The sequence below is a fragment of the Thalassotalea sp. Sam97 genome, assembly GCF_041379765.1.
Lineage (GTDB): Bacteria > Pseudomonadota > Gammaproteobacteria > Enterobacterales > Alteromonadaceae > Thalassotalea_A > Thalassotalea_A maritima.
Genome location: NZ_CP166919.1, coordinates 3,170,262 through 3,196,290, shown reverse-complemented (window position 1 = coordinate 3,196,290; position 26,029 = coordinate 3,170,262). Strand labels below are relative to the sequence as shown.

Annotated in this window: 24 protein-coding genes; 6 read left to right on the top strand and 18 right to left on the bottom strand. The window is 43.0% G+C overall.

From position 1 onward, the window contains the following. Window positions 1-231 (bottom strand): Sec-independent protein translocase subunit TatA, encoded by a 231-nt coding sequence (gene tatA / locus ACAX20_RS14295; protein ID WP_371187267.1) that lies wholly within the window; start codon window positions 229-231, stop codon window positions 1-3. A 255-nt stretch (window positions 232-486) separates the two neighbouring features. Here tatA and ACAX20_RS14290 point away from each other — a divergent pair, with 255 nt between their 5' ends. Then, a complete protein-coding gene (locus ACAX20_RS14290; RefSeq protein ID WP_371187265.1) occupies window positions 487-1,485 on the top strand; it encodes a hypothetical protein in 999 nt (332 codons plus the stop codon). A 95-nt stretch (window positions 1,486-1,580) separates the two neighbouring features. On the opposite strand, the gene ubiB is transcribed toward ACAX20_RS14290, so the two are convergent. From ubiB to ACAX20_RS14205, 17 genes are all read right to left on the bottom strand, one after another. Then, entirely contained in the window at window positions 1,581-3,212 is a 1,632-nt protein-coding gene (ubiB, locus tag ACAX20_RS14285; protein ID WP_371187263.1) for a ubiquinone biosynthesis regulatory protein kinase UbiB, read from the bottom strand. Between the two features lie 58 nt (window positions 3,213-3,270). Then, window positions 3,271-3,909 (bottom strand): SCP2 domain-containing protein, encoded by a 639-nt coding sequence (locus ACAX20_RS14280; protein WP_371187261.1) that lies wholly within the window; start codon window positions 3,907-3,909, stop codon window positions 3,271-3,273. Then, window positions 3,909-4,664: a bifunctional demethylmenaquinone methyltransferase/2-methoxy-6-polyprenyl-1,4-benzoquinol methylase UbiE gene (gene ubiE / locus ACAX20_RS14275; protein WP_371187259.1), complete on the bottom strand. Its 756-nt coding sequence runs from the start codon at window positions 4,662-4,664 to the stop codon at window positions 3,909-3,911. The genes ACAX20_RS14280 and ubiE overlap by 1 nt, the downstream gene beginning before the upstream one ends. Before the next feature lie 136 nt (window positions 4,665-4,800). After that, window positions 4,801-5,187, bottom strand: a complete 387-nt coding sequence (locus ACAX20_RS14270) for a VanZ family protein (RefSeq protein WP_371187258.1) — start codon at window positions 5,185-5,187, stop codon at window positions 4,801-4,803. 297 nt (window positions 5,188-5,484) lie between these two features. Next, window positions 5,485-7,563: an ATP-dependent DNA helicase RecG gene (recG, locus tag ACAX20_RS14265; RefSeq protein ID WP_371189668.1), complete on the bottom strand. Its 2,079-nt coding sequence runs from the start codon at window positions 7,561-7,563 to the stop codon at window positions 5,485-5,487. Between the two features lie 23 nt (window positions 7,564-7,586). Continuing rightward, window positions 7,587-8,297, bottom strand: coding sequence for a tRNA (guanosine(18)-2'-O)-methyltransferase TrmH (trmH, locus tag ACAX20_RS14260; protein WP_371187256.1), 711 nt, complete (start codon window positions 8,295-8,297; stop codon window positions 7,587-7,589). A 4-nt stretch (window positions 8,298-8,301) separates the two neighbouring features. After that, window positions 8,302-8,691 (bottom strand): RidA family protein, encoded by a 390-nt coding sequence (locus tag ACAX20_RS14255; RefSeq protein ID WP_371187254.1) that lies wholly within the window; start codon window positions 8,689-8,691, stop codon window positions 8,302-8,304. 23 nt (window positions 8,692-8,714) lie between these two features. After that, window positions 8,715-10,829: a bifunctional GTP diphosphokinase/guanosine-3',5'-bis pyrophosphate 3'-pyrophosphohydrolase gene (gene spoT / locus ACAX20_RS14250; RefSeq protein ID WP_371187252.1), complete on the bottom strand. Its 2,115-nt coding sequence runs from the start codon at window positions 10,827-10,829 to the stop codon at window positions 8,715-8,717. A gap of 314 nt (window positions 10,830-11,143) precedes the next feature. Further along, a complete protein-coding gene (gene rpoZ / locus ACAX20_RS14245) occupies window positions 11,144-11,419 on the bottom strand; it encodes a DNA-directed RNA polymerase subunit omega (RefSeq protein ID WP_371187250.1) in 276 nt (91 codons plus the stop codon). A 201-nt stretch (window positions 11,420-11,620) separates the two neighbouring features. Then, window positions 11,621-12,250, bottom strand: coding sequence for a guanylate kinase (gene gmk, locus ACAX20_RS14240; protein ID WP_371189667.1), 630 nt, complete (start codon window positions 12,248-12,250; stop codon window positions 11,621-11,623). A 75-nt stretch (window positions 12,251-12,325) separates the two neighbouring features. Beyond that, window positions 12,326-13,048: an HAD family hydrolase gene (locus ACAX20_RS14235; protein WP_371187248.1), complete on the bottom strand. Its 723-nt coding sequence runs from the start codon at window positions 13,046-13,048 to the stop codon at window positions 12,326-12,328. A 32-nt stretch (window positions 13,049-13,080) separates the two neighbouring features. Then, window positions 13,081-14,001 (bottom strand): aminotransferase class IV, encoded by a 921-nt coding sequence (locus tag ACAX20_RS14230; RefSeq protein ID WP_371187247.1) that lies wholly within the window; start codon window positions 13,999-14,001, stop codon window positions 13,081-13,083. A gap of 171 nt (window positions 14,002-14,172) precedes the next feature. Further along, the gene (locus ACAX20_RS14225; protein WP_371187245.1) at window positions 14,173-15,360 is read right to left on the bottom strand and encodes an amino acid aminotransferase; all 1,188 of its coding nucleotides are present in this window, start codon (window positions 15,358-15,360) and stop codon (window positions 14,173-14,175) included. A 207-nt stretch (window positions 15,361-15,567) separates the two neighbouring features. Continuing rightward, window positions 15,568-16,278 (bottom strand): DUF445 family protein, encoded by a 711-nt coding sequence (locus ACAX20_RS14220; protein ID WP_371189665.1) that lies wholly within the window; start codon window positions 16,276-16,278, stop codon window positions 15,568-15,570. Window positions 16,279-16,421: 143 nt separating this feature from the next. Further along, window positions 16,422-16,889 (bottom strand): hypothetical protein, encoded by a 468-nt coding sequence (locus ACAX20_RS14215; protein ID WP_371187243.1) that lies wholly within the window; start codon window positions 16,887-16,889, stop codon window positions 16,422-16,424. Between the two features lie 201 nt (window positions 16,890-17,090). Continuing rightward, window positions 17,091-17,993, bottom strand: coding sequence for a mechanosensitive ion channel family protein (locus ACAX20_RS14210; RefSeq protein ID WP_371187242.1), 903 nt, complete (start codon window positions 17,991-17,993; stop codon window positions 17,091-17,093). A 273-nt stretch (window positions 17,994-18,266) separates the two neighbouring features. Continuing rightward, window positions 18,267-20,864 (bottom strand): penicillin-binding protein 1A, encoded by a 2,598-nt coding sequence (locus ACAX20_RS14205; RefSeq protein WP_371187240.1) that lies wholly within the window; start codon window positions 20,862-20,864, stop codon window positions 18,267-18,269. A 138-nt stretch (window positions 20,865-21,002) separates the two neighbouring features. On the opposite strand from ACAX20_RS14205, the gene ACAX20_RS14200 reads away from it, so the two are divergent. From ACAX20_RS14200 to ACAX20_RS14180, 5 genes are read left to right on the top strand one after another with little or no spacing between them, the layout of a single operon-like run. Next, complete coding sequence (locus ACAX20_RS14200; RefSeq protein WP_371187238.1) at window positions 21,003-22,082, top strand: pilus assembly protein PilM; 1,080 nt, start codon at window positions 21,003-21,005, stop codon at window positions 22,080-22,082. Then, window positions 22,070-22,651: a PilN domain-containing protein gene (locus ACAX20_RS14195; protein WP_371187236.1), complete on the top strand. Its 582-nt coding sequence runs from the start codon at window positions 22,070-22,072 to the stop codon at window positions 22,649-22,651. The genes ACAX20_RS14200 and ACAX20_RS14195 overlap by 13 nt, the downstream gene beginning before the upstream one ends. Beyond that, window positions 22,651-23,250 (top strand): type 4a pilus biogenesis protein PilO, encoded by a 600-nt coding sequence (locus ACAX20_RS14190; RefSeq protein WP_371187234.1) that lies wholly within the window; start codon window positions 22,651-22,653, stop codon window positions 23,248-23,250. Before ACAX20_RS14195 ends, ACAX20_RS14190 begins: the two co-directional genes overlap by 1 nt. After that, window positions 23,250-23,783, top strand: coding sequence for a pilus assembly protein PilP (locus ACAX20_RS14185; RefSeq protein ID WP_371187232.1), 534 nt, complete (start codon window positions 23,250-23,252; stop codon window positions 23,781-23,783). Before ACAX20_RS14190 ends, ACAX20_RS14185 begins: the two co-directional genes overlap by 1 nt. Then, entirely contained in the window at window positions 23,783-25,852 is a 2,070-nt protein-coding gene (locus tag ACAX20_RS14180) for a type IV pilus secretin PilQ (protein WP_371187230.1), read from the top strand. The genes ACAX20_RS14185 and ACAX20_RS14180 overlap by 1 nt, the downstream gene beginning before the upstream one ends. Window positions 25,853-26,029 lie beyond the last annotated feature (177 nt).

Below are 26,029 nucleotides of genomic sequence, written 5' to 3'. Positions count from 1 at the left end.
TTAGGCCTGATCTTTTTCTTTCTTATTGGTTGTTTCGCTATCTTCTACTTTATTTTTTTCACTGATTTGCTTGGCTTCATCTTCTTTTTTATCTTCATCTGTTACCGCGTTTTTAAAGCCTTTAACAGCCGAGCCTAAATCACTGCCAATGTTACGTAACTTTTTGGTGCCAAATAACAAAATGATGATCGCGAAAATGATTAGTAGTTGCCAAATACTGATACCCATCATAAAGCATTCCTATCTTGAAATATTCTTGGTAAGTGTGCGATATATCATATCAATTTACAAACCTTAAATCCTGTTTATTCGTTTTCGTATGACAATTTATTTCTCTAGATAAGCTTATGATTTTATAAGGTGGGGATACAGCCATGGATTTAGTCGCCAGTTTTGGCAACCGAGCCCAGCGTTGAGATTTATGACTATACTAATTAATTGTGACGCTGTTTCGATGATGCTTTGAATTTTAGTAACAATAATTACATGAAAAATATCAACTTATTTACGCTTTTGGCTTTTTTTTTAGTGCTGGCGCCGTGCTGCTTAGACGCAGCGGAGGAGGTGAGTCAAGCTGAACAAGAGCAACAAGAGTATGCCGATCGCATGATAGTGCATCCAGACCCAGCGGATGATTGGCTATTTGGTATACATCAGACCATTAGTGACTCCGTTTACGGTACGGCATTGTGGTTTGATAAATTTTTTGCGGTTGATGAGGTGCTAGAAACCACGCCACAAACGTTAATGCGGATCCGCCTTGGTTATGAACCCAGAGCGCGAGATCTTAATGTGTTTAAGCACCGTTTTCGCTTAAAAATGAAACTGCCAAACTTAGAAGAACGTGTCGATATTTTACTGTCTGATGAGGATGATAGTGAGCAAGGGCTAGAGAGGAAACAAGGTCAGCGACCAAGTAACCCAGAAGAGGAAGACGAGAACTTTACAGCGGCCTTGCGGGTAGTTAATAAAGAATCGGCTGATAGGTTTATTGATAGTCGTATCGGCATTTCGTCCGGTGATTTGTTTGCCAAAGTTAGAGCTCGATTGCTGTATCAGGTAGCAGAGCAGCATATCTTCAAGGTCCAGCCTGAGCTGTATTACTTTTTAGATGACGGCTTTGGATCTCGTCTTTTACTTGAGTACGAGTACAATTTGAGTCCTGAACGGCAGTTGCGGGCTAACTTAAATTTTCGCACGTCAGAAGCTTATTCGGGTTATCGCTGGCGTAATAGTTATTATTACTTACAGCAATACGATCGCTTCCGAGCAGGCGCCTTTGGGGTAATTATTTACGGAGAAGACAGTGATGAACGTAATTTTGAGGTAGAAAACTACATCATCAATTATCGTTATCGTGTTAATGCGTATCGACGCTGGCTCTACTTTGAAGTGGAGCCATTTATACATTTTCCTGAAGAATACGATTATAAAGTCACCCCTGGTATCGCCTTGCGAGTAGAGGGCTATTTTCAAAATAGGTAATTAATAGTTATTAAAAAACATAACCCTTAGTTCGCACACTCGACAGGACAACGAGGTACAAAGCTCGTTTTTACCTAAATTGATGTGCAACAGGCCTATACCTTCTTGGTTGCCCAGAGTAGCACTATTGCCCCTAGCACCGCCCCGGCAATAGCAATGTTTTGCTGACCAAAGCCAAATAATATGGCACTTGCTAAGGTAATGGTTGAGCCTATAATGCCCGTTAGCAAGCGTTTAAATTGGCGCTGTTGGCGGTGTTGTAGCTGCGCTAAAATACGTTGCTGTTCAAGGGCGCTATGGTGTCCTGTTTGCAAATATTGATAAACCATATTTGGTAGTTCCGGCATTTTTTCAGCCCAATATGGTAAGTTTTGCTTAATTGAGCGAAGTAACGCTTTAGGGCCCATTTGCTCTTTTACCCATTCTTCTAAGAATGGTTTTGCGGTTTGCCATAAGTCGAGCTGCGGGTATAAATGGCGACCTAACCCTTCAATATAGAGCAAGGTCTTTTGCAATAACACCAGTTGTGGCTGTACTTCCATATTAAAGCGGCGTGCGGTACTAAAAAGATTTATCAATACCTGGCCAAAGGATATTTCCGCTAATGGCTTTTCAAAAATCGGCTCGCACACGGTGCGGATGGCGGACTCAAATTCATCGACACTTGTTTCTCTAGGTACCCAGCCGGAATCGACGTGCAGCTGTGCTACACGATGGTAGTCACGGTTGAAGAAGGCAACAAAGTTTTCAGCCAGATAACGTTTATCATCCTTGTTGAGGGTACCGACAATACCGCAGTCGATAGCTATCCATGTTGGATCGTTGACATCGCTAACGTCGACAAATACATTGCCAGGGTGCATATCTGCATGAAAAAAACTATCGCGAAACACTTGGGTAAAGAACACTTCAACACCGCGCTCGGCAAGTAATTGCATATTCACACCTAACTCTTTGAGCTTGTCTACTTCGCCAACACCAACACCATAGATGCGTTCCATTACCATAACATCTTTACTGCAATATTCACTGTAGACGTCTGGCACGTAAAGAACTTTATCGCCTTCAAAGTTGCGCTTCAATTGAATGGCATTTGCCGCTTCGCGCAATAAATCCAGCTCATCAATTATGGTTTTTTTGTACTCATTAACCACCTCTACTGGGCGTAAGCGTTTGCCTTCGTGATAAAAGCGACGAAGTAGCGACGCAAATGAGTGCATGACGCTTAAATCGGCAGCAATGACTTGATCAATGTTGGGGCGAATCACTTTAAGAACCACTTCTTTAGCCGGTTGGTCAGGCAATGTCATAGTGGCAGTATGTACCTGTGCAATCGAAGCGGATGCTAGTGGTTGTGCGGAAAAGTCGCTGAATAGTTGAGAAAAGGTGTCCTCGCCAATGTTATCAATGATGATTTGCTTTGCTATATCTGAGTCAAAGGCGCTAACTTTATCTTGTAATAGCGCTAATTCGGCAGCAAATTCTGGGCTCAAGAGATCGCGTCGGGTCGACAACATTTGCCCAAACTTGATAAATACTGGACCGAGAGATTCAATTGCCAGGCGAAAACGCTGTTCTATGGGTTTGTCTTTGTGTTTATTGCGTAGCCAGAATAACGACATCCGTGTGAGCTTGGCGACCCAAGGTAACTTTTCTTTGGGAATTAGCTCATCTAGGCCATAGGTAAGAAATGTTTTAACAATGTGGTATAAACGTTTGCTGCGCACGAAAAAGACTCTTTTTTGTTGTTGCAAAACTTAGCTCTAAGTACTCGGCGAGGCGAGCTTACTTATGCCTAAGCGATTGAAAGCGACTGATTAGACTATCAACTTGTTGAGCAAGCTCTGCAACTTGCTGATTGAATTGCTCAACTTCGTTAGTGCTCACTGCTAATCTTGCCTCATGAAGTACAAACTCACTGGCATCTTCGCCTATTTGTTGTTTGGCAAAGCTGAATTTCTGTTTTAATACGTTTGCCAACTTTTGCAATTGATGAGTAGGTACGTCACCAATTCGTCCAGCGAGTAGGGTACCCCAGTCAATATTTAACCTTTCGGTAATTGAGGCAAATTGCTGGGCTATTTTGACATCACCAACAATGTCTAACTCGCCTGATTTGATAAGCTGAGGGATTAACGATGCTTGTTGTAACTTAGTTAATGTTTGCAAGCTACAGGCAATCAAGCAATCGTCACTAAGCTTGTTGGCAATGACGCTGATGTGGCCATCAGCGACATGTAAGGTAATCGGGAACCCTAGCTCGTTGATTAATACCGTAAGGCTATTATGGTTAATGACCTCTAGGTACTTGCGCGCCTTATCATCTAAATCAATCGTTTTGTTGATCAGTTGCTCAAGTACCGCGGTTAATACCTGTTTGGGCATTAATTGCTGCACGGCATTTGGCGTATCGGCGCTTAACATTAAAACTTGTAGCCTTTGTGTAATGCGACGATACCACCGGTAAGGTTGTGGTAACTGGTTTGCTCAAAGCCAACGTTGTCCATCATTTGCTTTAAGGTTTCTTGATCTGGGTGCATGCGAATAGACTCAGCTAGATACTGATAGCTTTCGCCGTCTTTGGCGACTAGCTCACCCATTTTCGGTAAAATATTGAATGAATAAAAGTCGTAGGCTTTATTCAGTAAGTCATGCTCTGGCTTTGAGAATTCCAGCACCAGCAAACGGCCGCCAGGCTTTAATACACGAAAAATTGACGCTAACGCTTTGTCTTTATTGGTTACATTACGTAAGCCAAAAGCGATGGTAACAATATCAAAGGTATTGTCTTCAAATGGCAGTGCTTCTGCGTTGGCTTGCACGTATTCAACATTACCAACAATGCCGCGATCACGTAATTTATCTCGGCCAACTTGCAACATTGATGAATTAATATCAGCAAGAATGACCTTACCTTGCGGTCCCGTCAGTTTAGAAAACTTAGCGGTTAAGTCGCCGGTGCCACCAGCGAGATCTAAGATGGTGTTGCCTGGACGGACACCACTGGCATCAATGGTGAAACGTTTCCATAAGCGATGGATACCAAGCGACATTAAATCATTCATTACATCATATTGTTTGGCTACCGAGTGAAAAACACTGGCGACCATAGATTCTTTGTCTTGGCTGTTAATGGTTTTATAGCCAAAATGGGTGGTATCTTTGTTGTCGTTGCTCATGCTGCTGCTTGTTTTACCAATAGTAAATAGTGTCCCTAAGTGTACTGGAATATGGCGCCTAGGGAAAACAATTTTGTCGTGAAAGTAGAGGTTACATCGACATGGAAGTGGTTTTTACAACCTTTGGAGCGAGCTTTTATTTGACCTTCGAATTAACTTTGCTGCCATGCTGATATTTGAATATGGCTTTCATTGCTGTTGCTAAAATGATCCCTACCAGCACACCTAAGCTGTTGGCACTCATATCTGCCCATTCGCCATAGCGATTTACGTAGGGTTGGATTAATTCAATAATTCCGCCAAAGGCAATAATAGCGACAATGACATACCACCAAGATTTAGGCTTGCTTAGCGCAACAGGAAAAGCGAGCGCAGCATAGGCAATGAAATGATGGGTTTTGTCACTACCCGGTACTGGCGGTAAACTATCCAGAGGGTATAAAGATAACAACGCGATAAGCGCCATAATGAGGAAAGTCACCCAGTACCAGTACTTGTCGATGATCCGCAGCAAAAGAATCATAAATCGCCTTAAGGTTGAAGTCGTAGAGAAAGCATAGCTAAAACTAGCGATAATTGTGCTCAAGTCAAGCCTAGTGGTAGATAATTAGCGTGCTGGCGAGCTTAATTGCCTAGAAACAATACAAACGCTTGATAAGTGATCACTGTTAGCACCACGGTCGATAGCAATAATATTAACCAACCAAACGCTAGCCAAATTATAGCAAACGAGTTATTAAGCCGTGATGAATTAATTGTTTTCCTGCGAACTAGGCGTGTTTTATGCGTATCAACTCAAGCCGCAAACATGGATGCCAAGTTAGGCATTTGAATACTGCTCTTTATTCGCTAACCAACGGTTAATCAACCTTTGGCTGTTTGCGGGGTATTGTTTCCACAGCAAATAAGCCTGCTGTTGGATGTCGGGAATTAAATCGCCATCTCGCACTAAATCGGCAATCTTTAGTTCGGCCAAACCTGTTTGCCGGGTGCCGAGTAACTCCCCTGGACCTCTAATTTCTAAGTCGCGCTGGGCAATGTAAAAACCGTCACTGGACTCGCGTAGTACGCCTAAACGTTTGGTGGCGGTTTTTGATAGAGGCGACTTGTACATTAATACACAATGAGAAGCGACACTACCTCGGCCCACACGCCCGCGTAATTGATGCAGTTGTGCTAAGCCTAAGCGCTCTGGGTTTTCAATGATCATCAAGCTGGCGTTAGGAACGTCAACCCCAACTTCAATAACTGTCGTGGCAACCAGTAAATGGATATCACCATCTTTAAATTTGTCCATTACCGCTTGCTTTTCAGCCGCTTTCATTTTTCCGTGCACTAAGCCGACTTTTAACTCACCTAATTGCTGCTGTAGGTATTCGGCGGTATCTTCGGCAGCCTGGCATTGCAGTACTTCGGATTCTTCTATCAGGGTACAGACCCAGTAAGCTTGGCGATTTTCGTTGAGACAATTTAGGCGCACCCGTTCAATGACATCATCGCGACGTAAGTCGGCTATCGCCACGGTCTTTATCGGTGTCCTGCCGGGCGGTAACTCATCGATAATGGAGGTGTCTAAATCGGCGTAGGCGGTCATTGCTAAGGTGCGCGGAATTGGTGTTGCCGTCATGATCAACTGATGGGGATAACAGTTATCAAACTTGCCTTTTTCGCGCAGCTCTAAACGTTGCTGCACGCCAAAACGGTGTTGTTCATCAATGATCATTAATGTCATATTGTGAAACTGTACTTGCTCTTGAAACAGCGCATGGGTACCCACCACCATTTGGATCTCACCAGATGCAATGGCAGCCAGAGTTTCGCGCTTTTGTTTCACCTTAGCTTTACTGGCTAGCCAACCAACGCGAATATTTAGCGGCTCAAACCATTTGCCAAAATTAATGGCATGCTGCTCAGCAAGGATTTCGGTGGGGGCCATAAGGCTTACCTGAAATCCTTGACCAATAGCTGTAAGGGCTGCTAGTGCCGCGACTAGGGTTTTACCTGAGCCAACGTCACCTTGAACTAAGCGCATCATCGGGATATCCCGTTGCAGATCTTGACGAATATCATTGACGACGCGTTGCTGTGCATTGGTGGGCGAAAACGGTAATGAATCTAAAAAGCGTTGTTCGAGTTCGCTATCTATCTGTATTGCCTTAGCAGGGTGCTTGTCGCTGGACTGACGTAACTTAAGCATGCTGAGGTTATGGGCAAGCAGCTCTTCGCGAATTAATCGTATTTGTGCAGGGTGGCGACCTTGTTCGAATAAACTTGTTGATACATCCGGTGTTGGTTTGTGAAGTAGCTTAATCGCTTGCGCCAAGGTTAAACCATCATTTTGCATGTGACTCGGTAGGAGCTCTTCTACGGAACCGCGATCGAGTCGCTGTAATGCTTGCTCACAAATATTGCGAATACTGATTTGCCGCAAGCCGTCGGTGGTTGGATAAACCGGTGTTAAGGTTTCTTCTACGGCCACTGCTTCAGCGTCTTCTTCGGCTGATTTATATTCAGGGTGAATGATTTCGAAACCGCGACCGCCACGTTGAATTTCGCCAAAGCAACGTAGCATTTTGCCCGGTGCTAAATTGGCTTTTTGTGCAGCAGAAAAATGGAAAAACCGCAGTGTTAGCTCGCCACTGCCATCGTTGATGCGTACCAAGAGCATGCGGCGCTTTCCAAATTGAATTTGACTATCGACAACAGTGCCTATTACGCTGGTATGAATGCCAGGGATTAAATCGCGAATTTGATAAATGCGGGTGCGATCTTCATAGCGCAGTGGCAAGTGAAACAGTAAATCTTGTAAACTGTGCAGGCCAAGCTTTTCCAGTTTGGCGGCGATGCTAGGACCGACGCCTTTTAATACAGTGACTGGAATATTGGCCAGACTTTGCAATCCTTCGCTTACCGCTGTGGTCATTAGTCGTCTAGATCCTGCCAAGCTTCTTTATTCATTTGCATTTTTTGCCACCATGACTCATCGGCAACAATTTCGCCATCGTCATCAATGTGTGGATACGGTAAGCCTTTGCGCTTGCAGGCTTCGGCAAAGATTGGGTGACCGCCTTCAAATAAAATTCGATTACGCTGCTCATCGCTGACTTTTGATGGGCTATCGTACATGCCCGCTAACTGACGTTGGCGTTGGGCTTCATACAAGGTAACCGCACAAGCGACACTGACATTTAAAGACTGTACCATGCCGACCATAGGAATAATAATATCCTGATCAGCCATAGCCAAGGCCTCATCGGAAGCGCCAAACTTTTCTTGACCCAAAATAATGGCGGTTGGTTTGGTGTAATCTATTTCACGAAAATCGACTGCCGTATCAGACAAGTTAGTCACCAAAATTTGATGTCCCGATTGCTTTAAGCGGGTTAGGGCATCTTTGGTGCTGTCGTAATTATGTAGGTTAACCCAGTTTTGTGAACCGAGTGCGGTGCCACCACCCACGCGCATGCGCTCATTTTTCCATACAGCGTGGACATCGTTAACACCGATAGCATCACAAGTACGAATAACCGCTGCTAGATTGTGTGGTTTATGCACGCCTTCCATAACGACGGTTAAATCAACCTGACGTTTGTTAAGCATGTCTAAGATACGTTTATGTCTTTCTGGGGTCATGTGTTTAGTTCACGTTTGGTAATTCAAGCACGCCGTCAATTTCAATCGCAACGCCTTTAGGTAGCTGTTTTACACCGATAGCGGCACGTGCTGGATATGGTTGTTGAAAATACTGACTCATAATGTCATTAACAATGGCAAAGTTATCCAAATCTGTCATGTAAATGTTGACTTTAACCATGTCATTTAGATCGCCACCGGAGGCTTCACAAACGGCTTGTAGGTTCTTAAATACTTGGTGTGTTTGCTCTGCAAAGCCGCCATCAACAACGGTCATAGTTTGCGGCTCTAACGGGATTTGCCCTGATAGATACACGGTATTGTGAACTTTTACTGCTTGGCTGTAAGTACCGATAGCACTTGGTGCCTTGTCTGTAGTAATAATTGTTTTCATAGCTTACTCAGTAATCTGTGTTGTTATTTTCTCGGTCTGAAAACGCGTTGAACATCAGGTATTATTTTGATTTTTTTAATGATGTTAGCAATGTGTATGCGATCTCTACACGTTATCTCAAAAGTGATTAAGTATAAGTTAGAGTCTTTCTCTTCAGTATACAAGGTACGGATATGAGAATCGGCTTTGGTAATAATCGAGGTCAACTTAGACAGAGCACCTTGGTGGTTGATAATTTCAACGCGCAGTGCGGCTAAAAACTCATGGTCGATATCGCTATCCCATTTTACCGGGAAGAATTTACCGAGCTCTTTTTCTCGACCTTTGATATTGCGACAGCCATCTTGATGTACCATCAAGCCTTTACCTGAACTGATATAAGCAACGATATCGTCTCCAGGAATCGGATGACAGCATTTACCATAGGTAACCAACATGCCCTCAGAACCTTTGATTGGCATTTTTGCCTTACCATAACTTGGTTCATGACTTTCATTAGTAAAGTCACCGGTGAGACGGCGGGCAATACCAATACTTAACACGTTACCTAAACCAATGTTTATCATCAGCTCATCAAGGTTCTTATAGCCGGCTTCGGTCACTACCTCATGAATGATATCTTCGCGGATCTCTTCTAACTTGGTTGGTGCTAATGCGTGGGTTAACAAGCGTCGACCGAGGTTAAGCGATTCATTTTGCTCCATTGAGCGCAAGTAGTTACGAATTTGCAGGCGCGCTTTTGCAGTGACGACAAAGTTGAGCCAAGTGGCATTGGGACGAGCACCTGTTGAGGTGATGACTTCAATTGTTTGCCCAGATTCCAGCGGTTTGCGCAGTGGATACGGTTTACGAGAGACTTTGGCGCCAACACAGCTATTACCGACATCGGTATGTACCGCATAGGCGAAATCAACCGCTGTTGCGCCCATTGGTAACTCAATAATCTTACCGTCAGGGGTGAACACGTATATTTCTTCTGGAAATAAATCGGTTTTTACGTTCTCAATAAATTCAAATGAGCTACCTGCGCTTTGCTGTAGCTCCATTAAGCTTTGCATCCACTTGCGGGCGCGCACTTGTGCCGTTGTGCCCGAATCGTCACCTTGTTGTTTGTAGAGCCAATGTGCGGCTACCCCTTTATCGGCCATTTGATCCATATCTTGGGTACGAATTTGGATTTCCACAGGAATACCGTGTGGGCCTATGAGCGAGGTATGCAGAGACTGGTAACCATTAGATTTAGGGATGGCGATGTAGTCTTTAAAGCGGGTTTCAATCGGCTTAAATAAGTTGTGCACGGCGCCAAGAGCGCGGTAACAGGTATCGAATTTATTATCGACAATAATACGAAACGCGTAAATGTCCATCACTTCATTGAACATCAGCTCTTTATTGAGCATTTTACGATAGATGGAGTATAGATGCTTTTCACGGCCAATCACTTGCGCTTCAATGCCTGATTCTTCTAAGCGAGTAGCAATTTCTTCACGAATATTATCGATGATTTCTTTGCGGTTACCTCGAGCTTGGCTGACGGCCGCCTTAAGGGCGCGATAGCGCATTGGGTAGAGACCTTCAAAGCCTAACAGCTCCAACTCATTTTTAATGCCATGAATACCAAGGCGATTGGCAATTGGTGCATAAATTTCTAAGGTTTCACGAGCGATGCGGCGACGTTTGTCAGGACGCAGTGCGCCTAAGGTGCGCATATTGTGAGTACGATCGGCAAGTTTAATCAAGATAACGCGAATATCTTGTACCATGGCCATGATCATTTTGCGGAAGTTTTCCGCCTGCATTTCTTGCTTGTTACTAAAGCTTAATTTGTCGAGTTTACTGACCCCTTCAACCAGCTCTGCAACCGTATTGCCGAACATTTCAGCCAACTCGTCACCGGTTACTTCAGTATCCTCAATAACATCGTGTAAAAGAGCGGCCATTAATGTTTCATGATCTAGGTGCATTTCTGCCAAGTTACGTGCGACGGCAACAGGGTGAGTTATATAAGGGTCGCCACTCGAGCGCATTTGACCATCGTGTGCGTCATGCGCGACGATGTACGCCTTCTTCAGCAATTCAATTTGCTCAGGCGATAAATAGGTTTCTGCGAGTTTTTTTAATGGTTCAAAAAGATACACCTAGCGCTCCAAAGCCAAACAATACCAAGTGGTACGATAAAACAGATATGAGAGAAAAAGCGGCATCTATGTTAGCTGTTGTGTGCGTGGTCGCCGCAAGATATCTATTCGCAAACGGTATCCCACCTTGTTCCTATAGCAGGGATATCAATTAAGTCAGAGTCATTGCCAGACTTAATATAAAGATACCCTCATCATCGGTGCTGTGCAAGCTACATAAACGGGGCAGACCAGTAGCTATAAACTAAAAGAAAGCCAATGACGTAGGTCATTGGCTTTCTCAAAAAACTTAGCTAAAGGTGAGTTAACCTAGCTTATACCTGATTACCAACGATAGCGGCAACAGCTGCTAATTCTGCAGATTCTTGCTGAACCTGTTCTTGACGATCAGCATTGTCCATAATGTCGTTGTTGATAAGGTTTTGTTCGATTTCTCGAAGCGCTAGTACCGTTGGTTTGTCGTTCTCTACTTCAACCAATGGATCTTTACCGCCTGTAGCGATTTGACGTGCACGACGCGAGGCAATAAGGATAAGATCAAAACGGTTACCAACCTTTTCCACTGCATCTTCAACAGTAACGCGAGCCATTTACTTACTCCAAAAAAGCTAAATTAAATCAATAAGTCCTATAGTTTACTAAATCGTATAATTTTATGCCAGATCTTTATTGATCCTTAGGCAATAAAGTCGATCGAAAAAGTAACGATAACAGAGCGCTTGTCGAAAATTTTATCTGCCCAGCACTTTCTTGTCATTGCGTGATTATAATATTTAAATAAAATCAGTTTGTTACTCTTCAAGCAGGGCGTTAAATAGCGCCTGATGCTGAATCGCTTGCTGTGATTGCTTTAAGCGCTGATTGGCAATAATTACCTTTAAATCGGTCAATGCTTGTTCAAAATTATCATTAACGACAATGTAGTCAAACTCTTGGTAGTGAGAACATTCCGATTTCGCTTGTGCCATACGGTCACTGATAACCTCATCGCTGTCCTGACCACGGTTGCGCAAACGTTGCTCTAATTCTTGTTTTGACGGTGGGCAAATAAAAATCGTTGTTACTTGTGGCTTTTTCAGGCGAACTTGCTGCGCACCTTGCCAATCGATATCAAGAAATACATCGATACCTTGTTGTAATTGTGCGTCGATAGCAGATTCGCTAGTACCATAGTAGTTACCAAAAACTTCAGCCCACTCATAGAATTCACCATTGCTAATGCGCTGTTCGAACTCTTGTTTACTGACAAAATGATAGTGCACACCGTTTTCTTCACCTGGACGTGGCGCTCGAGTGGTATGGGAAACGGATACTTGCATTGGGCGAGTACTTTGTTCAGCAAGTAGCGCTTTAATGAGACTAGATTTTCCAGCACCGCTAGGCGCAGACAAAATAAACAGGTTTCCAGGAACGGTCACAATGATTCCTTATTAGGTGTTATTGACTGAGTTAACCTTATATTTTAAAGCAAAATAGCCAATGGAAAAATGGCTAGCCTATATTTTAATGCGTTTTTCATACATTTGCTGATAATAATCGTTGTTGCGCTCTAGCATCGCACCTAATTCGTTCGGTAGCGAAGTGTCGCTATAGCTGTAACGACTAAAGCCAGTGGAATTTTCGACATTTTTATACCAGTGACTTGCCCAAACGCCATCACTATCGCGTTTCCCCTTGGGCCAGTTGAGCATCTTTTCATCAAAGTGAATGTCGAGTTGTTCACAGAGTTTTTGCAACATGGTCTTGGGAGCCTTGAGTATGTCGTTACTGTCTATTATCGGCATACGCTGTTTGGTGATGTCAGCAAGTTGCTGATAGAGCCGCCATTGCTTGATGATGCCAATATCGTCATCACAGACGCTGGGCATTTTTTGTAAGTAGGAGTGGATCACCTGTTTGGGATCGCGAATGAGAAAGCAATGTCGTAATTGCTTGCACCACTGTAAGTCAATATCATCGAGCATGTGATGCGTCATCAGCTTCTGATAGCATATTGGTTGTGTCTTATTGCTGATTAACTGTGCGCTAACGTCTTGCCAGCGCGTTGGTTGTGAGGCGATAACTTGCTCTGCAAGAGGGTGATCAGCACCGGTTTGTTTTAGATAATAACCGTAAAACGGTTCATCAATAACACAGGTGTCGTCGCGATTTTCAAATGAACGCATCATTGCTGTTGAGATATTGCGCGGCCCCGACCACATGGCAATATTGAGAGTCATAGCAGGATATTCCTCCACTTATATTTTGCCCATTAGCGGCACTCATTTTTTATCAGCTGTTGATATGCGTGTTGCAGGCGACTTACCATTTCACCTTTACCATGCTCTGCGAAGTCGCCAATGTTGCGACCATCTACCGAGTTGACTGGGGTGACGCCGGCAAATGTACCAGTCACAAAGGCTTCATCCGCCGCATAGACGTCAGCGAGAGTAAAGTTTTTTTGATGAACCTTTATGCCTATTTGCCGGCAAAGGTTGATGACGTTACTTCGAGTAATACCGGCAAGACAGTAGTCACCGGTCGAAGTCCATACCTCATTATCGCGGACAATAAAGAAATGTGTTGAGTTACACGTTGACACAAAGCCGTGTGGATCTAGCATCAGAGCCTCATCAGCACCCGCTTTGGTGGCTTGAATGCAGGCAAAAATACAATTGAGCTTGGAATGAGTGTTAAGTTTTTGATCTTGCACATCGGGCGCACCACGGCGCACATACACTGTGTATAAATTTAATCCCGCTGCTAATGTTTGTGCTGCGGGCTGTTTATACTCGGGAATAATAACGATGGTTGCTGATGAAATGGTAACGCGTGGATCTTGATACGGTGTCGATTTTACACCGCGCGATACCATCACCCGAATATGTACATCATCGCTCATATCATTGACATGGCAGGTTTGTAAGATCCGTTCGACTAATTCTTCTTTGCTAATACCTATGTCCAAATCGAGCGCTTTGGCACCATCGAATAAACGACGCATATGTTTGTCGATGAAAGGTAATTTACCATGATGTAGGCGCAGACCTTCCCACACTCCATCACCTAAAATAAAGCCAGAATCAAACACCGAAATTTTGGCTTGATGGCGATCCACTAACTCGCCATTGATGTTTACTTTAATGTGCTCGTTACGCTCATCGGTATTGCTATGATGACTGCTGTTTGCCATAAAGGTACCGTTATTCTTATTATTGGAAATTCTAACTTAACGGCAATTTCAGTGTTGGTCAATTAACAATCAAGATGTGTTTTTTATCTATAGATAGTCCTGACCCGACGCCCATTACGGACATAAAAAAAGCTTCTCGAAAGAAGCTTTTTTAGCAATAAAGGATAATCTTTATAGAACCTTAGCGATACTCTGCGCTAAGTAGTCAACATTTGACTTAGCAATGCCTGCAATACTCATACGGCTTGAGCCGACCATGTAGATGCTGAATTCATCTTGCAAGCGTTGCACTTGTTCTGGGGTAATACCTAGGAAGGAGAACATGCCTTTTTGCTCAGTAATAAAGCTAAAGTCACGTGCTACGCCTTGTTCGAGTAACTTATCAACTAACAACTGGCGGTTACCATTAATGCGGTTACGCATTTCTGCCAACTCTTGATGCCATTGGCCAGTTAATTCAGTTGAATTAAGGATGGTTTCAACAATTGCGGCACCGTGTGCTGGCGGCATAGAATAAATACAACGTACCACACTTAATAATACTGAGTTGGCGATGTCTGTTGTTGCCACATCTTTACCAATAATTGAACAGGCACCGATGCGTTCACGATATAAACCAAAGTTTTTTGAACAAGAGCTTGCTAGGATCATCTCATCAACGTTGTCTGCCATTAAGCGAACGCCGTATGCGTCGTCATCTAAGCCATCACCAAAGCCTTGGTAGGCCATGTCAATAAGAGGGGTAAAACCTTGTTGCTTGGTGAGCTCAACAATTTCTTGCCATTGCTGTTGATTCAAATCCATACCGCTTGGATTGTGACAGCATGCGTGCAATAGCACAACGTCGTCAGCAGCAACCGTTGCTAACGTCGCTTTCATTTCGTCAAATTTTAGGTTTTTATTTTCAAAGTCATAATAAGGGTAGGTTTTTACGTTGAGTCCAGATGCTTGGAACAGACCCGTATGGTTTGCCCATGTTGGATCGCTAACCCAAATCGTTGCGCCACTTTTACATGCACGAATAAACTCGGCTGCAACGCGCAATGCACCTGTACCGCCTGGCGCCGATACCGTACGTACACGGTTTTCACTGATCACTTTATGTTCACCAAATACCAACTCGGTCATTTTCTCGTTAAACAGCGGCGAACCGGTTGGGCCAATATACACTTTGGTGTCTTCGTTTTCGAAACGGAATTTTTCAGCGGTTTTAACGCAATCTAAAATTGCGGTATGACCTTGCTCATCTTTATAAACACCTACGCCAAGGTCTATTTTTTTAGGGTTTTGATCAAGTCTGTATTTTGCCAACAAACCAAGGATAGGGTCGGCCGGAAGTGCTGAAAGGTTACCGAACATAGTGTTGTTTTCCCAGTATGAAAATTTGCTTTTATTTATTGCTTGTTAAAACAAATATAAGCTGTTGTTAGTAATCGCTTAGACTATACCACAAAGCGATGAAAATTAAGCCGCAAAGATCGAAAAATTTGTTGGTGAATGCGAGCTTTTCATGGTGTTTTTAATAAACCATTCAAGGATGCCTGTAGCGCTAATGTTAGCTCACTATTACAGGGTGATGATATAACTGCTGATTAAGCCAATCAAACCACCAAACACACCACCCCAAACCACTAGCCAGCCGAGGTGCTTGCGGATCATATCTTGAATTATTTGCTTGACCAACTGTGGCGTTAATTCATCTAAGCGCTTATCGATAATCGCAGCAACCTTCTCACGCACCGTGTCGAGCACTTTAGGTTGCTCAAGCTGTTGTTTTACGGCGTTGGTTAACTGTTCGTTGTTACTTAGCTTAAGTAAATAGCGTTGCATTTTTTCAATAAAGGGCTGTTTTAAAGGTAATAATGCTTCGCGCCCGCCAAGCATCGCTAACATACTAGCAAATGACGATTGTTCGATAGTGTTAACTAACGAGTCAAAGGCGGGTTCTAAATCAACCTGCTCGATTACTGGCGCAAGATCGATTTGTAAACCGTCACCATTTTGCTCAGTCAAAAATCGATCGATATTTTCATTGGTAAAGAATTGATTCATCATCAATTCACGAATACCTAGCTTAAAATCTTCAAATCGTGCGGGAATAACACCAGACCCATAGAGAAAAGGTATTTTTTCAAATAGCATGTGCACAGCTAAGGTATTGGTTATTGCACCTGATAAAGCAAACACGCCAACCCAAAACAATAAATCGTTAGCAATGACATAGCCCAATAAGGTGATCATTGCCGCAGTAAAGTTAGTGATGAAGTTTTTATTCAGCATAGTAAACGGTAAACAGCATAAGAATGATAAAGGCGATATGTTAGCAATCTTATGGGTGAATTCAAGCATCTAGCCAACAGTTTGGTTAGGCGAATAACCTGCTTATCTTGTATCACGTTTATTACCTTAATATCAGCTAACTATGGTGTCGTTGGCGACAGATATTTGAGCGTTTGGTTATTGACACATTGAGTGAAACTTTTTTGTCGCTCAGCACGAGGGAGCTGTGTGATCGCTGCTTCAACTTGTTGCATGTTTTGCTGGCGCTGGTCAGCTTCAAGGTTGCTCATTTGATCTAAAAAGCAGGCGCGGATTCCACTATTAAGGGCAACATCCGATGCGAGCGAACTATCGCCTAAGCAGTTGATAAGGTTGTCCGCCAACTCTTTTTTATCGGTCTTTAAAATCAATTCAGCCATCGACGGCGGAGTTTGTTGTTTTGCCAACAGGCATCCGGCATACATATCAGCAACAGCAACTTTAGGCATTAGCTGTTGATGTTGCTCAGCAAAAGCATTGACCAAGTCGTTGTTTTGCTGTTCATTAGCTACGGTTGCGCTTGTTACTGAAAGGGATAGTAAAATGAGGCTATAGATGGATTTTTTCATGCAAGTAAATAATTTGCTGTCGATGCGACATTTTCGCAGATAAAAAAAAGCCCTACAAGATTGTAGGGCAAAATAAAAAGGGATATCTCAGGGAGAGAAAACGAATGAAAAATCATTCGGGAGCTATTATACGTAGTGCCTTTGAAAAAACTGTCACCAAGATGTAATTTTCGTGCGGGTTTTTGTTGCCCCGCACTGAACCTATGGCGAAGGTGGGGCATTTGTGATGCTGTTATTTGGTTGCGCAATAATATGTACATCTGTTTGTGGGAAAGGAATACTAATCCCTTCTTTATCAAATGCTAATTTAAGTTCTTCATGGACCGAAAAATAAACAGGCCAATAATCTTCTGTCCTTACCCATGGGCGAACCACAAAATTGACCGAGCTCGCGCCATGTTCAACGACGAATATGTCAGGGGGTGGTGTTTTTAGAATTCGTTCATCGGCATCGAGTACACTGCTGATTACTTGTCGCACATGCGGAATGGAATCGCTATAACTCACGCCAAAACGCATGTCGACGCGTCGTGTAGGGTGCGCAAAGTCATTAATTAAACAGCCGTTAGATAGCATGCCATTAGGAATGAATATCTTTCGGTTATCAAAGGTGATGAGTATTGTATTAAAGATCTGAATCTCTTCAATTTTACCGGTAAAGCCTTGCGCTTGAATAACATCACCAGCTTTAAATGGACGGAAGAAGAGAATGATAATACCGCCGGCGAAGTTCGCTAAACTACCTTGTATCGCTAAACCAACCGCTAAGCCCGCCGCACCAAGCAAAGCAATCAGAGATGCCGTCTCAACGCCAATCATTGAGGCAAAGATAATCAAGCAAATCGCTTTTAAAGCGAGACTAATAATGTTGAGTAAGAATTTATGTAGGGTGATCTCAACTTTTCGTCGAGTCATTGCTGCATCTAAAAAGTTGAGAATGCGTTTAACAAGCCAAAAAGAAATCCATAAAACGACGAATGCAGCGACTAAGGTCACGGAAAAACTCATTAACCATTGAATAAAGGCATCGAGATGACCTTGCACGCTTTGTACGACCATACTCTCAATATTTTCAATGGGTTCTGTTGTTTCTACCGGGTCCATTGCCACTCCAAGCATTTTTGTTGTTTATGTTAAAAAAGCATAGACGATTTTGCTTGAAAGTGGTCACTCGATATAAAAACACAACCTCAACCGAGCATACAAGAGTTGCTTGAAGGCTCATTTAAGATAAACATTTTCACTGGTTTAAAGGTGCAACCAAGCAATTGCAGCAGCGTAGCATGTGATGCTGATAAAACTCGCCCTAGATGAAGGTTCTAGGTCGGCGTTTTCATTTAAATCAACGCTGCGGATGCTGAGCAAGTCGGAGCTGGCTTAGAATATTTCTTCCTCACTTGGACTTAATTCCGGCTGTAAAATTTCTTCAATATTGTCTTCAACGACCCATTCTTGTGGTTCAGTCCCTTGAATAAAATATTCAAAACGAGTGCTTGAATCGGTTTTATTGGTACGCTTACCTGTTTTTTTATCAATTCTTATTGAAACAATATCATCGGGACGAGGAAATGGTGCATAAGGATACTGTGTTAGCGCTTGTTGCATAAAGGCAATCCAAGCAGGCTGAGCGGCGTTAGCACCAGCTTCAGCGCCCGCAGTTTGTTTCTTGCCCATATTTCGGTTCACACGAGTACGACCAAGGTTACGACTCGGATCGTCAAAGCCTATCCAGCTGCTTGCGGCTAGGTGTCGGCTAAAGCCTGTAAACCAAGCATCTTTAGACTCGTTAGTTGTTCCTGTTTTGCCAGCGATATCACGACGTTTAAGCGCTTTTGCGCGCCAACCTGTACCGCTCCAGCCGGTGCCTTTCGACCAGTCGCCACCGCCACCCCAAATCACGCTGTTCATCGCTTCGGTGACTAAAAACGCATTACCACGTGATAAAATACGTGGTGCCACTGGCTTAGTGAGTAAGTTGACATCGATTTGGCTATTGGGATCGAAATCACTAGCATACTGCAATTGCGCTTGCTCACACTCTAAGCAGGCTATCTTTGGTTCAGCTTGATATAGTATTTCACCATTAGCATCTTCGATACGCTCAATAATGTATGGTGCTATTAAAAAACCTTGGTTAGCAAAGGCAGAATAGCCGGTAACCACTTGTAACGGTGTAAAAGACGGTGATCCTAACGCTATCGATTCGTTCTTTGGTAAAGCGCTGCGATCGATGCCAAATTTTATCAGGTGATCAATAAGGTTATTGATTTTAATGCCTCTTAGTAACCTCACTGACATAACGTTTTTCGACTTTGCTAAACCTGTTCTGACCGTCAGTGGACCTTCATAAACGGCAGGTGAATTTTTAGGACGCCAAACAAAACCCGAGCTTTTATCCCATTGGTTAATGGGCGCATCATTAACGATCGATGCTAACGTATAACCATGTTTTAATGCGGCAGAATAAACAAACGGTTTAATATTTGAACCAACCTGACGATTAGCTTGGGTAATACGGTTAAATTGACTTTGCTTAAAACTATAGCCCCCGATACTGGCTAATATGGCACCGTTATCTGGTGATATGGCGACTAGACCTGCTGAAACCTCCGGAACTTGACTGAGTTGCCAACTGTCCGCATTGAGTGGGCGAATCAGAATAACTTCACCACTGAGTACCACATCTGCGGCCTTAGTTGGTGCCCGGCCTTGTGTTTTATCGTCAATAAATCGACGTGCCCATTTCAATCCATCCCAATCAAGAGTGAGCATCTCACCACTCGTGGTCATAATGTCTGCGCTCTTTTCGGCAACATTGATAACTAATGCAGCCTGTAAATCACGGAAAGCCTCTACCGCTGATATGGCTTCAAGTTGTCGATCTTTGCTAACGGGTAGCTCGGGAAGGGCATTGATCATTTGCTTAAATGATTCTAGCTCCTCGGCGTCTTTGTAGTCTTTAGCTTTGTTAAGTGTGATAACTTTATCTTTTGCGGCTAACCACAAGTATTGCACAGGTCCACGGTAGCCATGGCGTTGATCGTAGGCGTAAATGTTGTTGACCACAGCATCTCGAGCCGCAACTTGTAGCTCAGATTGCACGGTTGTATATACTTTTAAACCTTTGGTGTAAGCGTAGTCACTACCATACATTTCAAGCACTTTTTTATTGGCCATTTCGGCAACATATGGTGCGCTTAACTGAATGTCGACACCATGTCTTTTAGTGTGGATTTCTTCACTATTAGCTTGATTAAATTCTTCTTGGGTGATGTAACCACTTACTAACATACGCTGTAGCACTGTTGTGCGACGAAACTTGGCGCGCTTGGGATTACTAATCGGGTTATAGGTGCTTGGCGCTTTCGGTAAGCCGGCGATAACCGCAATTTCCCCAAGAGTTAATTCATCAAGTTGCTTGCCGTAATAGACTTGCGCTGCAGCACCTACACCAAACGCACGATGACTTAGCTCAATTTTATTTAAATACAGCTCTAATATTTGGTCCTTGCTGAGTAGCCTCTCCATATGGAGCGAGATGAATATTTCTCGTATCTTGCGGGTAATTTTTTGCTCTCTGGTTAAAAAGAAATTACGTGCGGTTTGCATGGTGATGGTACTCGCACCACCTTGTATTTCACCGGTACTTACCCATAAAAATGCGGCGCGGAACATACCGATAGGGTCAACGCCAAAGTGCTCATAGAAACGATTGTCTTCGGTAGCGAGAAACGCTTGAATAAGTTTGTCCGGCATGTCTTCTAATTTAACCGGAATACGACGCTTAGTACCGTACTGGGATATCAGTTTACCCTCGGCAGAATAAATTTGCATTGGGATTTGCAATTGTATATCTCGCAATACCTCAACACTCGGCAAATCGTCTTTTACGTATAGATACAATGCTCCTACTGTGAGTAAGCCAAGTAACATAAGGGCTGCCAATAATTTGACTAACCTTTTGAAAATTTGCACAAAAATACTACCATTTCTCAAAGACTGTGATTAATATTATCAGTATAACGACATTAGCGCTGTAATAAATGTATTTTTAGCGATAATATGATTTAATGTTAGCGTAGTTAAAATAACAATAATAATTGATGGGAAGATATGCTTAGTAAGCTATGGAATAAGAACGCTACTAAAATGGTTGGCATAGACATAGGTTCGCATGCCGCCAAAGCAGTATTAATCAGTGAAGATAAAGATGGCTATCATCTTGAGGCTTATGCTGTCGAGCCTATCCCCAAAGGTGTTGTTGTAGATCGCAAAATTCAAGATATCGAAGCGGTTAGCAATATTATCCGCAAACTACGCAAGCGCGTCGTATCCTCCGTACAAAATGCCGCCGTAGCTATTTCTGGCTCTACCGTTATTACCAAGCTTATTTACATGGATGTGTCCCTCAATGACGATGAGTTGGCCAGCCAAATTGAAATCGAAGCCGACAGTTTGATTCCATACCCGTTAGATGAAGTGAGTCTGGATTTTGAAAAGCTTGACGTCAATGAATCAGATCCAAGTAAGGTTAACGTATTGCTGAGTGCTGCTCGAAAAGACACCGTTGAAGCGCGTGTCGCAGCGCTTGATGCCGGGGGGTTTAAGGCGAAAGTGGTCGATGTTGAATCATACGCATTAAGTCGCGCTGCTGATTTGTGTCTATCTTCGTTACCGGACGATATCGCCGATAAAACGGTCGCATTTATCGATATTGGCGCAACCATGACCCTGTTTACCGTTGTTGAATCGGAAACCAACATCTACAGCCGTGATCAGTTGTTTGGCTCAGAACAATACACCCGCTCAATCGTCTCTTATTACAATAAGTCGTTTGAAGAAGCTGAAAAAGAAAAGATTGCTGGCGAATTGCCACCAACCTATACATTTGAAGTATTAGCCCCATTCCAAACAACGTTGATTCAACAGATACGTCGTGCCATCCAAATGTACCTAACCTTTAGTGGTAAAGAAAAACTCGACTATCTAGTTCTTTCTGGTGGTACAGCCGGACTAGAAAATATTCAAGAGCTATTGTCTGCTGAATTAGGTATTCATGCAGTTATTGCTAATCCATTTCAAGATATGTTGATAAGTCAGCATATTGATGAAGATGAACTCGCGCTTGTTGCACCGCAATTAATGGTGGCGACAGGTTTGGCGATGAGGAGTTTTTCGCCATGCCACATATAAATTTATTGCCTTGGCGTGAAGAAGCACAGCGCTTAAGGCAAAAACAATTCTTTTCTCTGTTGCTATTTTTAACGCTTGTAACCTTCTTGTGTGTGTTTTTATTTGCCCAGTACTATCAAGCGAAAATTGATGGCCAACGTGCCCGTAACCAATTTTTGACCAATGAAATTCGCATTCTCGACGCGCGTATTGCTGAAATAAAAACCTTAGAAGAGAAAAAGCGCGACCTTATTCAGCGTATGTCATTGATTGAGCAGCTACAAAAAAGTCGTAACGTTGGTACTCAAGTGTTAGATGAAATCGCGAAAATTGTGCCATCAGGGGTGTATTTAACTCGGTTAACCAAACAAGACAACCAATTGTTGCTTGAAGGTAAGAGCGAATCGAATAACCACTTAGCCAATATGATCCGTGAAGTGCAAAGTTCTGCACTGCTTGCTGATGCCGAGCTGCAATTTATTAGCAGTAGCGGTAAAGACAGTAAGTTATTGAGTGATTTTAAGATGTCATTGCGCATTCAAGGTTTATTGCAAGCCGATTCTCTGACAGCGAAGGGAGGTCGTCGATAATGAATATTGATTTAAATGAATTAAACGACTTAGACCTCAATAATATTGGTCAGTGGCCGAAAACGGCAAAAATAATTCTCTCGGTCGTTTTGGTGTTGTTCATCGGCTACGTCGCTTACTTTATTTTGGTCAGCGATAAAATTACCGAGCTTGATCGTGAAATTGCCCAGGAGCAAAAACTAAAATCCGATTATGAAGCTAAGTACTTTGTTTCTGCCAACCTAGAGTTGTTCCGTGATCAAATGGAAGAAGCCGAAGAGATGTTTGCTAATCAAATTAAGCGTCTTCCAGAGAGTCATGAAACCCCTGGTTTGCTTGATGATATAACCTTTGTTGGCACCACCTCAAGGTTGGATTTTAAAAAGCTAAATTGGCAACCTGAAATACAGCAAAAATTTTACGTTGAGTTGCCGATCGAAGTGCAAGTTAGCGGAACATACCACGACTTTGGTGAGTTCGTAAGTAAGATCTCAGGGTTGCCACGAATTGTTACGTTACATGATTTTTCTATTACCAACGCCAACAAAAAAGGAAACGAGGGGTCGTTGACCTTAACCTTGCAGGCGAAAACATACAAGTATAGGGAGACAGCAGAGTAATGCGTTTACTACGATATTTGCCCCTGCTGTTGCTAGTAGGGTGTTTTGATGACAAGACAGACTTACAGGCCCATATAGATAAAGTAAAAGCGTCTACACCAAGTCGTATAAAGCCAATGCCTGCGATTCACGAGTTTAATCATTTCGATTATTCAGCGTTTGCGTTACGTAGCCCGTTTGTTGCACCTAAGCCTGAAGCGATTCAGGAGAAGATGCAGCAAGTTTCAGATTGTTTACACCCAGACCCGAGGCGCCGCAAACAACCACTTGAAAAGTTTGCCTTAGATACTCTGAGTATGCGTGGCACGCTTGGCGAAGAGGGGATATTGTGGGCGTTAGTCGAATCCGGAGACAATGCGTTACACCGCGTGTCTATTGGCAGTTATTTAGGGCTATATAATGGCCGAATTATCAGCGTTGCAGACGAAGAAATCATTATCGTTGAGCTTATTCCTGATGGCGCAGGCTGTTGGGTTGAGCGTGAGACCACGGTAGCAATGATTGATACAGAGTTTAAGGGGCAAAGGAATTAATGATCAGTTTGAAGTTTTTCAATAGCCATGTGTTAGCACCCGTTAAAAAGGTGCTGTTTAACGGTTTTGTTGCTGGTGCCATTACCTTAGCTGCCATGCCAAGTTTTGCTGCGGGTCAATTAAATGACATTTACTACAATACATTGCTCGCTGATGAAATTGAATTCACCTTCGGTTTTGATCATCCATTGAGTAATCAACCCGTTGTAAAAACTTATGCGGAGCCGGCACGAATCGAAGTCGTATTTAACGCAGATTCGTTTATTGAGCCATTAGCTAAAACTCAAGTAAACCATGCTGGTGTTAAATATATCGATGTGCAAAAAGGTGGCGGTCAGGTTAAAGCGACGATTTATCTTGATGAATTAAAGCTATATCAAACCGATATTATCGAAGGAAAGTTCGTAATATTGTTAAATAGCATGTCAACCTTTGATAAGCCAGACTCTAAAGTTGACACCAGTAGCTTTATTAATGGTATTCAAGCCATCGATTTTCGTAAAGGCGAGGGGAGTGCCGGGCAAGTACTGGTGTTTCTTGATGATAATAAGTCTGCCGTTGATGTTACCGATAAGCTAGGCAAGATAAATGTCGAGTTTTACAACACCGCCATTATGGACGAGTTGTTGTACAAACTTGATGTGACTGATTTTGGTACATTGGTTAAGAGTATCGAAACGTTTAAAGAAGGCAATAATGCACGGTTGGAGATTGAAACCAGTAAGGCATTCCAATTCGAGCACGACCAAATTGATAATATCTTCTCCTTAACAATAAAAGAGCAAGAAGAGAAAAAAAGTTACATGGAAGATGGCAAAGAGTTTAATGGTAAAGCCATCTCATTAAACTTCCAAGACATCCCGATCCGTACCGTATTGCAGATTATTGCCGACTATAATGGCTTTAACTTAGTAACCAGCGATACGGTAAACGGTAATATTACCTTGCGTCTTGATGGTGTGCCTTGGGATCAGGCTCTTGATATCATTCTTAAGGTCAAAGGTTTAGGAAAGCGTTTAGATGGCAACATACTGATGATTGCCCCGAATGAAGAGTTAATGGCGCGCGAAGCGAAAGAACTGCAAGCTCAACAGCAAGTATCAGAATTGGCGCCGCTATACGCAGAGTATATACAAATTAACTACGCTAAAGCGACTGACTTTGCATCGCTACTAAAAAATGAAGGCACAAGCCTGTTATCAGATCGAGGTAGTGTTACCGTTGATGATCGCACCAATACCTTATTAATTCGTGATACCGCGAAAAGCATTGATGATGTTAAGCGCATGATCAACGTCTTAGATATTCCAATTCGCCAAGTTGTGATTGAATCTCGAATGGTAACGGTGAAAGATAATATCAGTGAAGATTTAGGTATTCGTTGGGGCATGACATCCAATGGTAGCGATACCGCATCAGCAGGTAGCTTAGAAGGTGCAGACCTTGCTAATGGCGGTATAATCCCATCGATTGATGAGCGCCTAAATGTTAATTTACCTGTTGCGGATCCTGCCGGCAGTATTGCCTTTCAGGTAGCTCGCCTTGCCGATGGTACGATCTTAGATCTTGAGCTATCGGCAATGGAGCAAGAGAATAAGGGGGAAATCATTGCCAGCCCGCGTATTACCACATCGAATCAAAAAGAAGCGTATATTGAACAAGGTACGGAAATTCCTTTTGTTCAAGCTGCATCGAGTGGAGCAACATCGGTAACTTTTAAAAAGGCAATTTTAGGGTTACGAGTGACACCGCAAATCACTCCAGATAACCGCATTATTCTTGATTTGGTTATTACCCAAGATACCCGTGGTGATACGGTTTCTACAGGAACCGGTTTGGCGACAGCAATTGATACCCAAGAAATCGGTACCCAAGTATTGGTGAACAATGGTGAAACGATTGTACTAGGTGGTATTTACCAGCAACAGATTATCAATGCCGTTTCTAAGGTACCGGTACTAGGGGATATTCCATATATTGGTTGGTTGTTCCGCACAGCTAATGAATTTAACGAGAAAAAAGAATTGCTTATCTTTGTTACACCGCGAATTGTAACAGAAAACCTTTAACCTATTAGGTTAACGGCATGTAAATGCAATGGCTGTCACCTGCAACAAGCTTGCCTTGTTGTAGGTTGAGTTGCGTTTTTTTAAAACAGGTGCTTGCATTTTATCTAATATTACTGCGATAATTGCGCCCTTAATTTCGTCGAGGAGCGTCCTCAAAATCGTTAACTTATCAATATT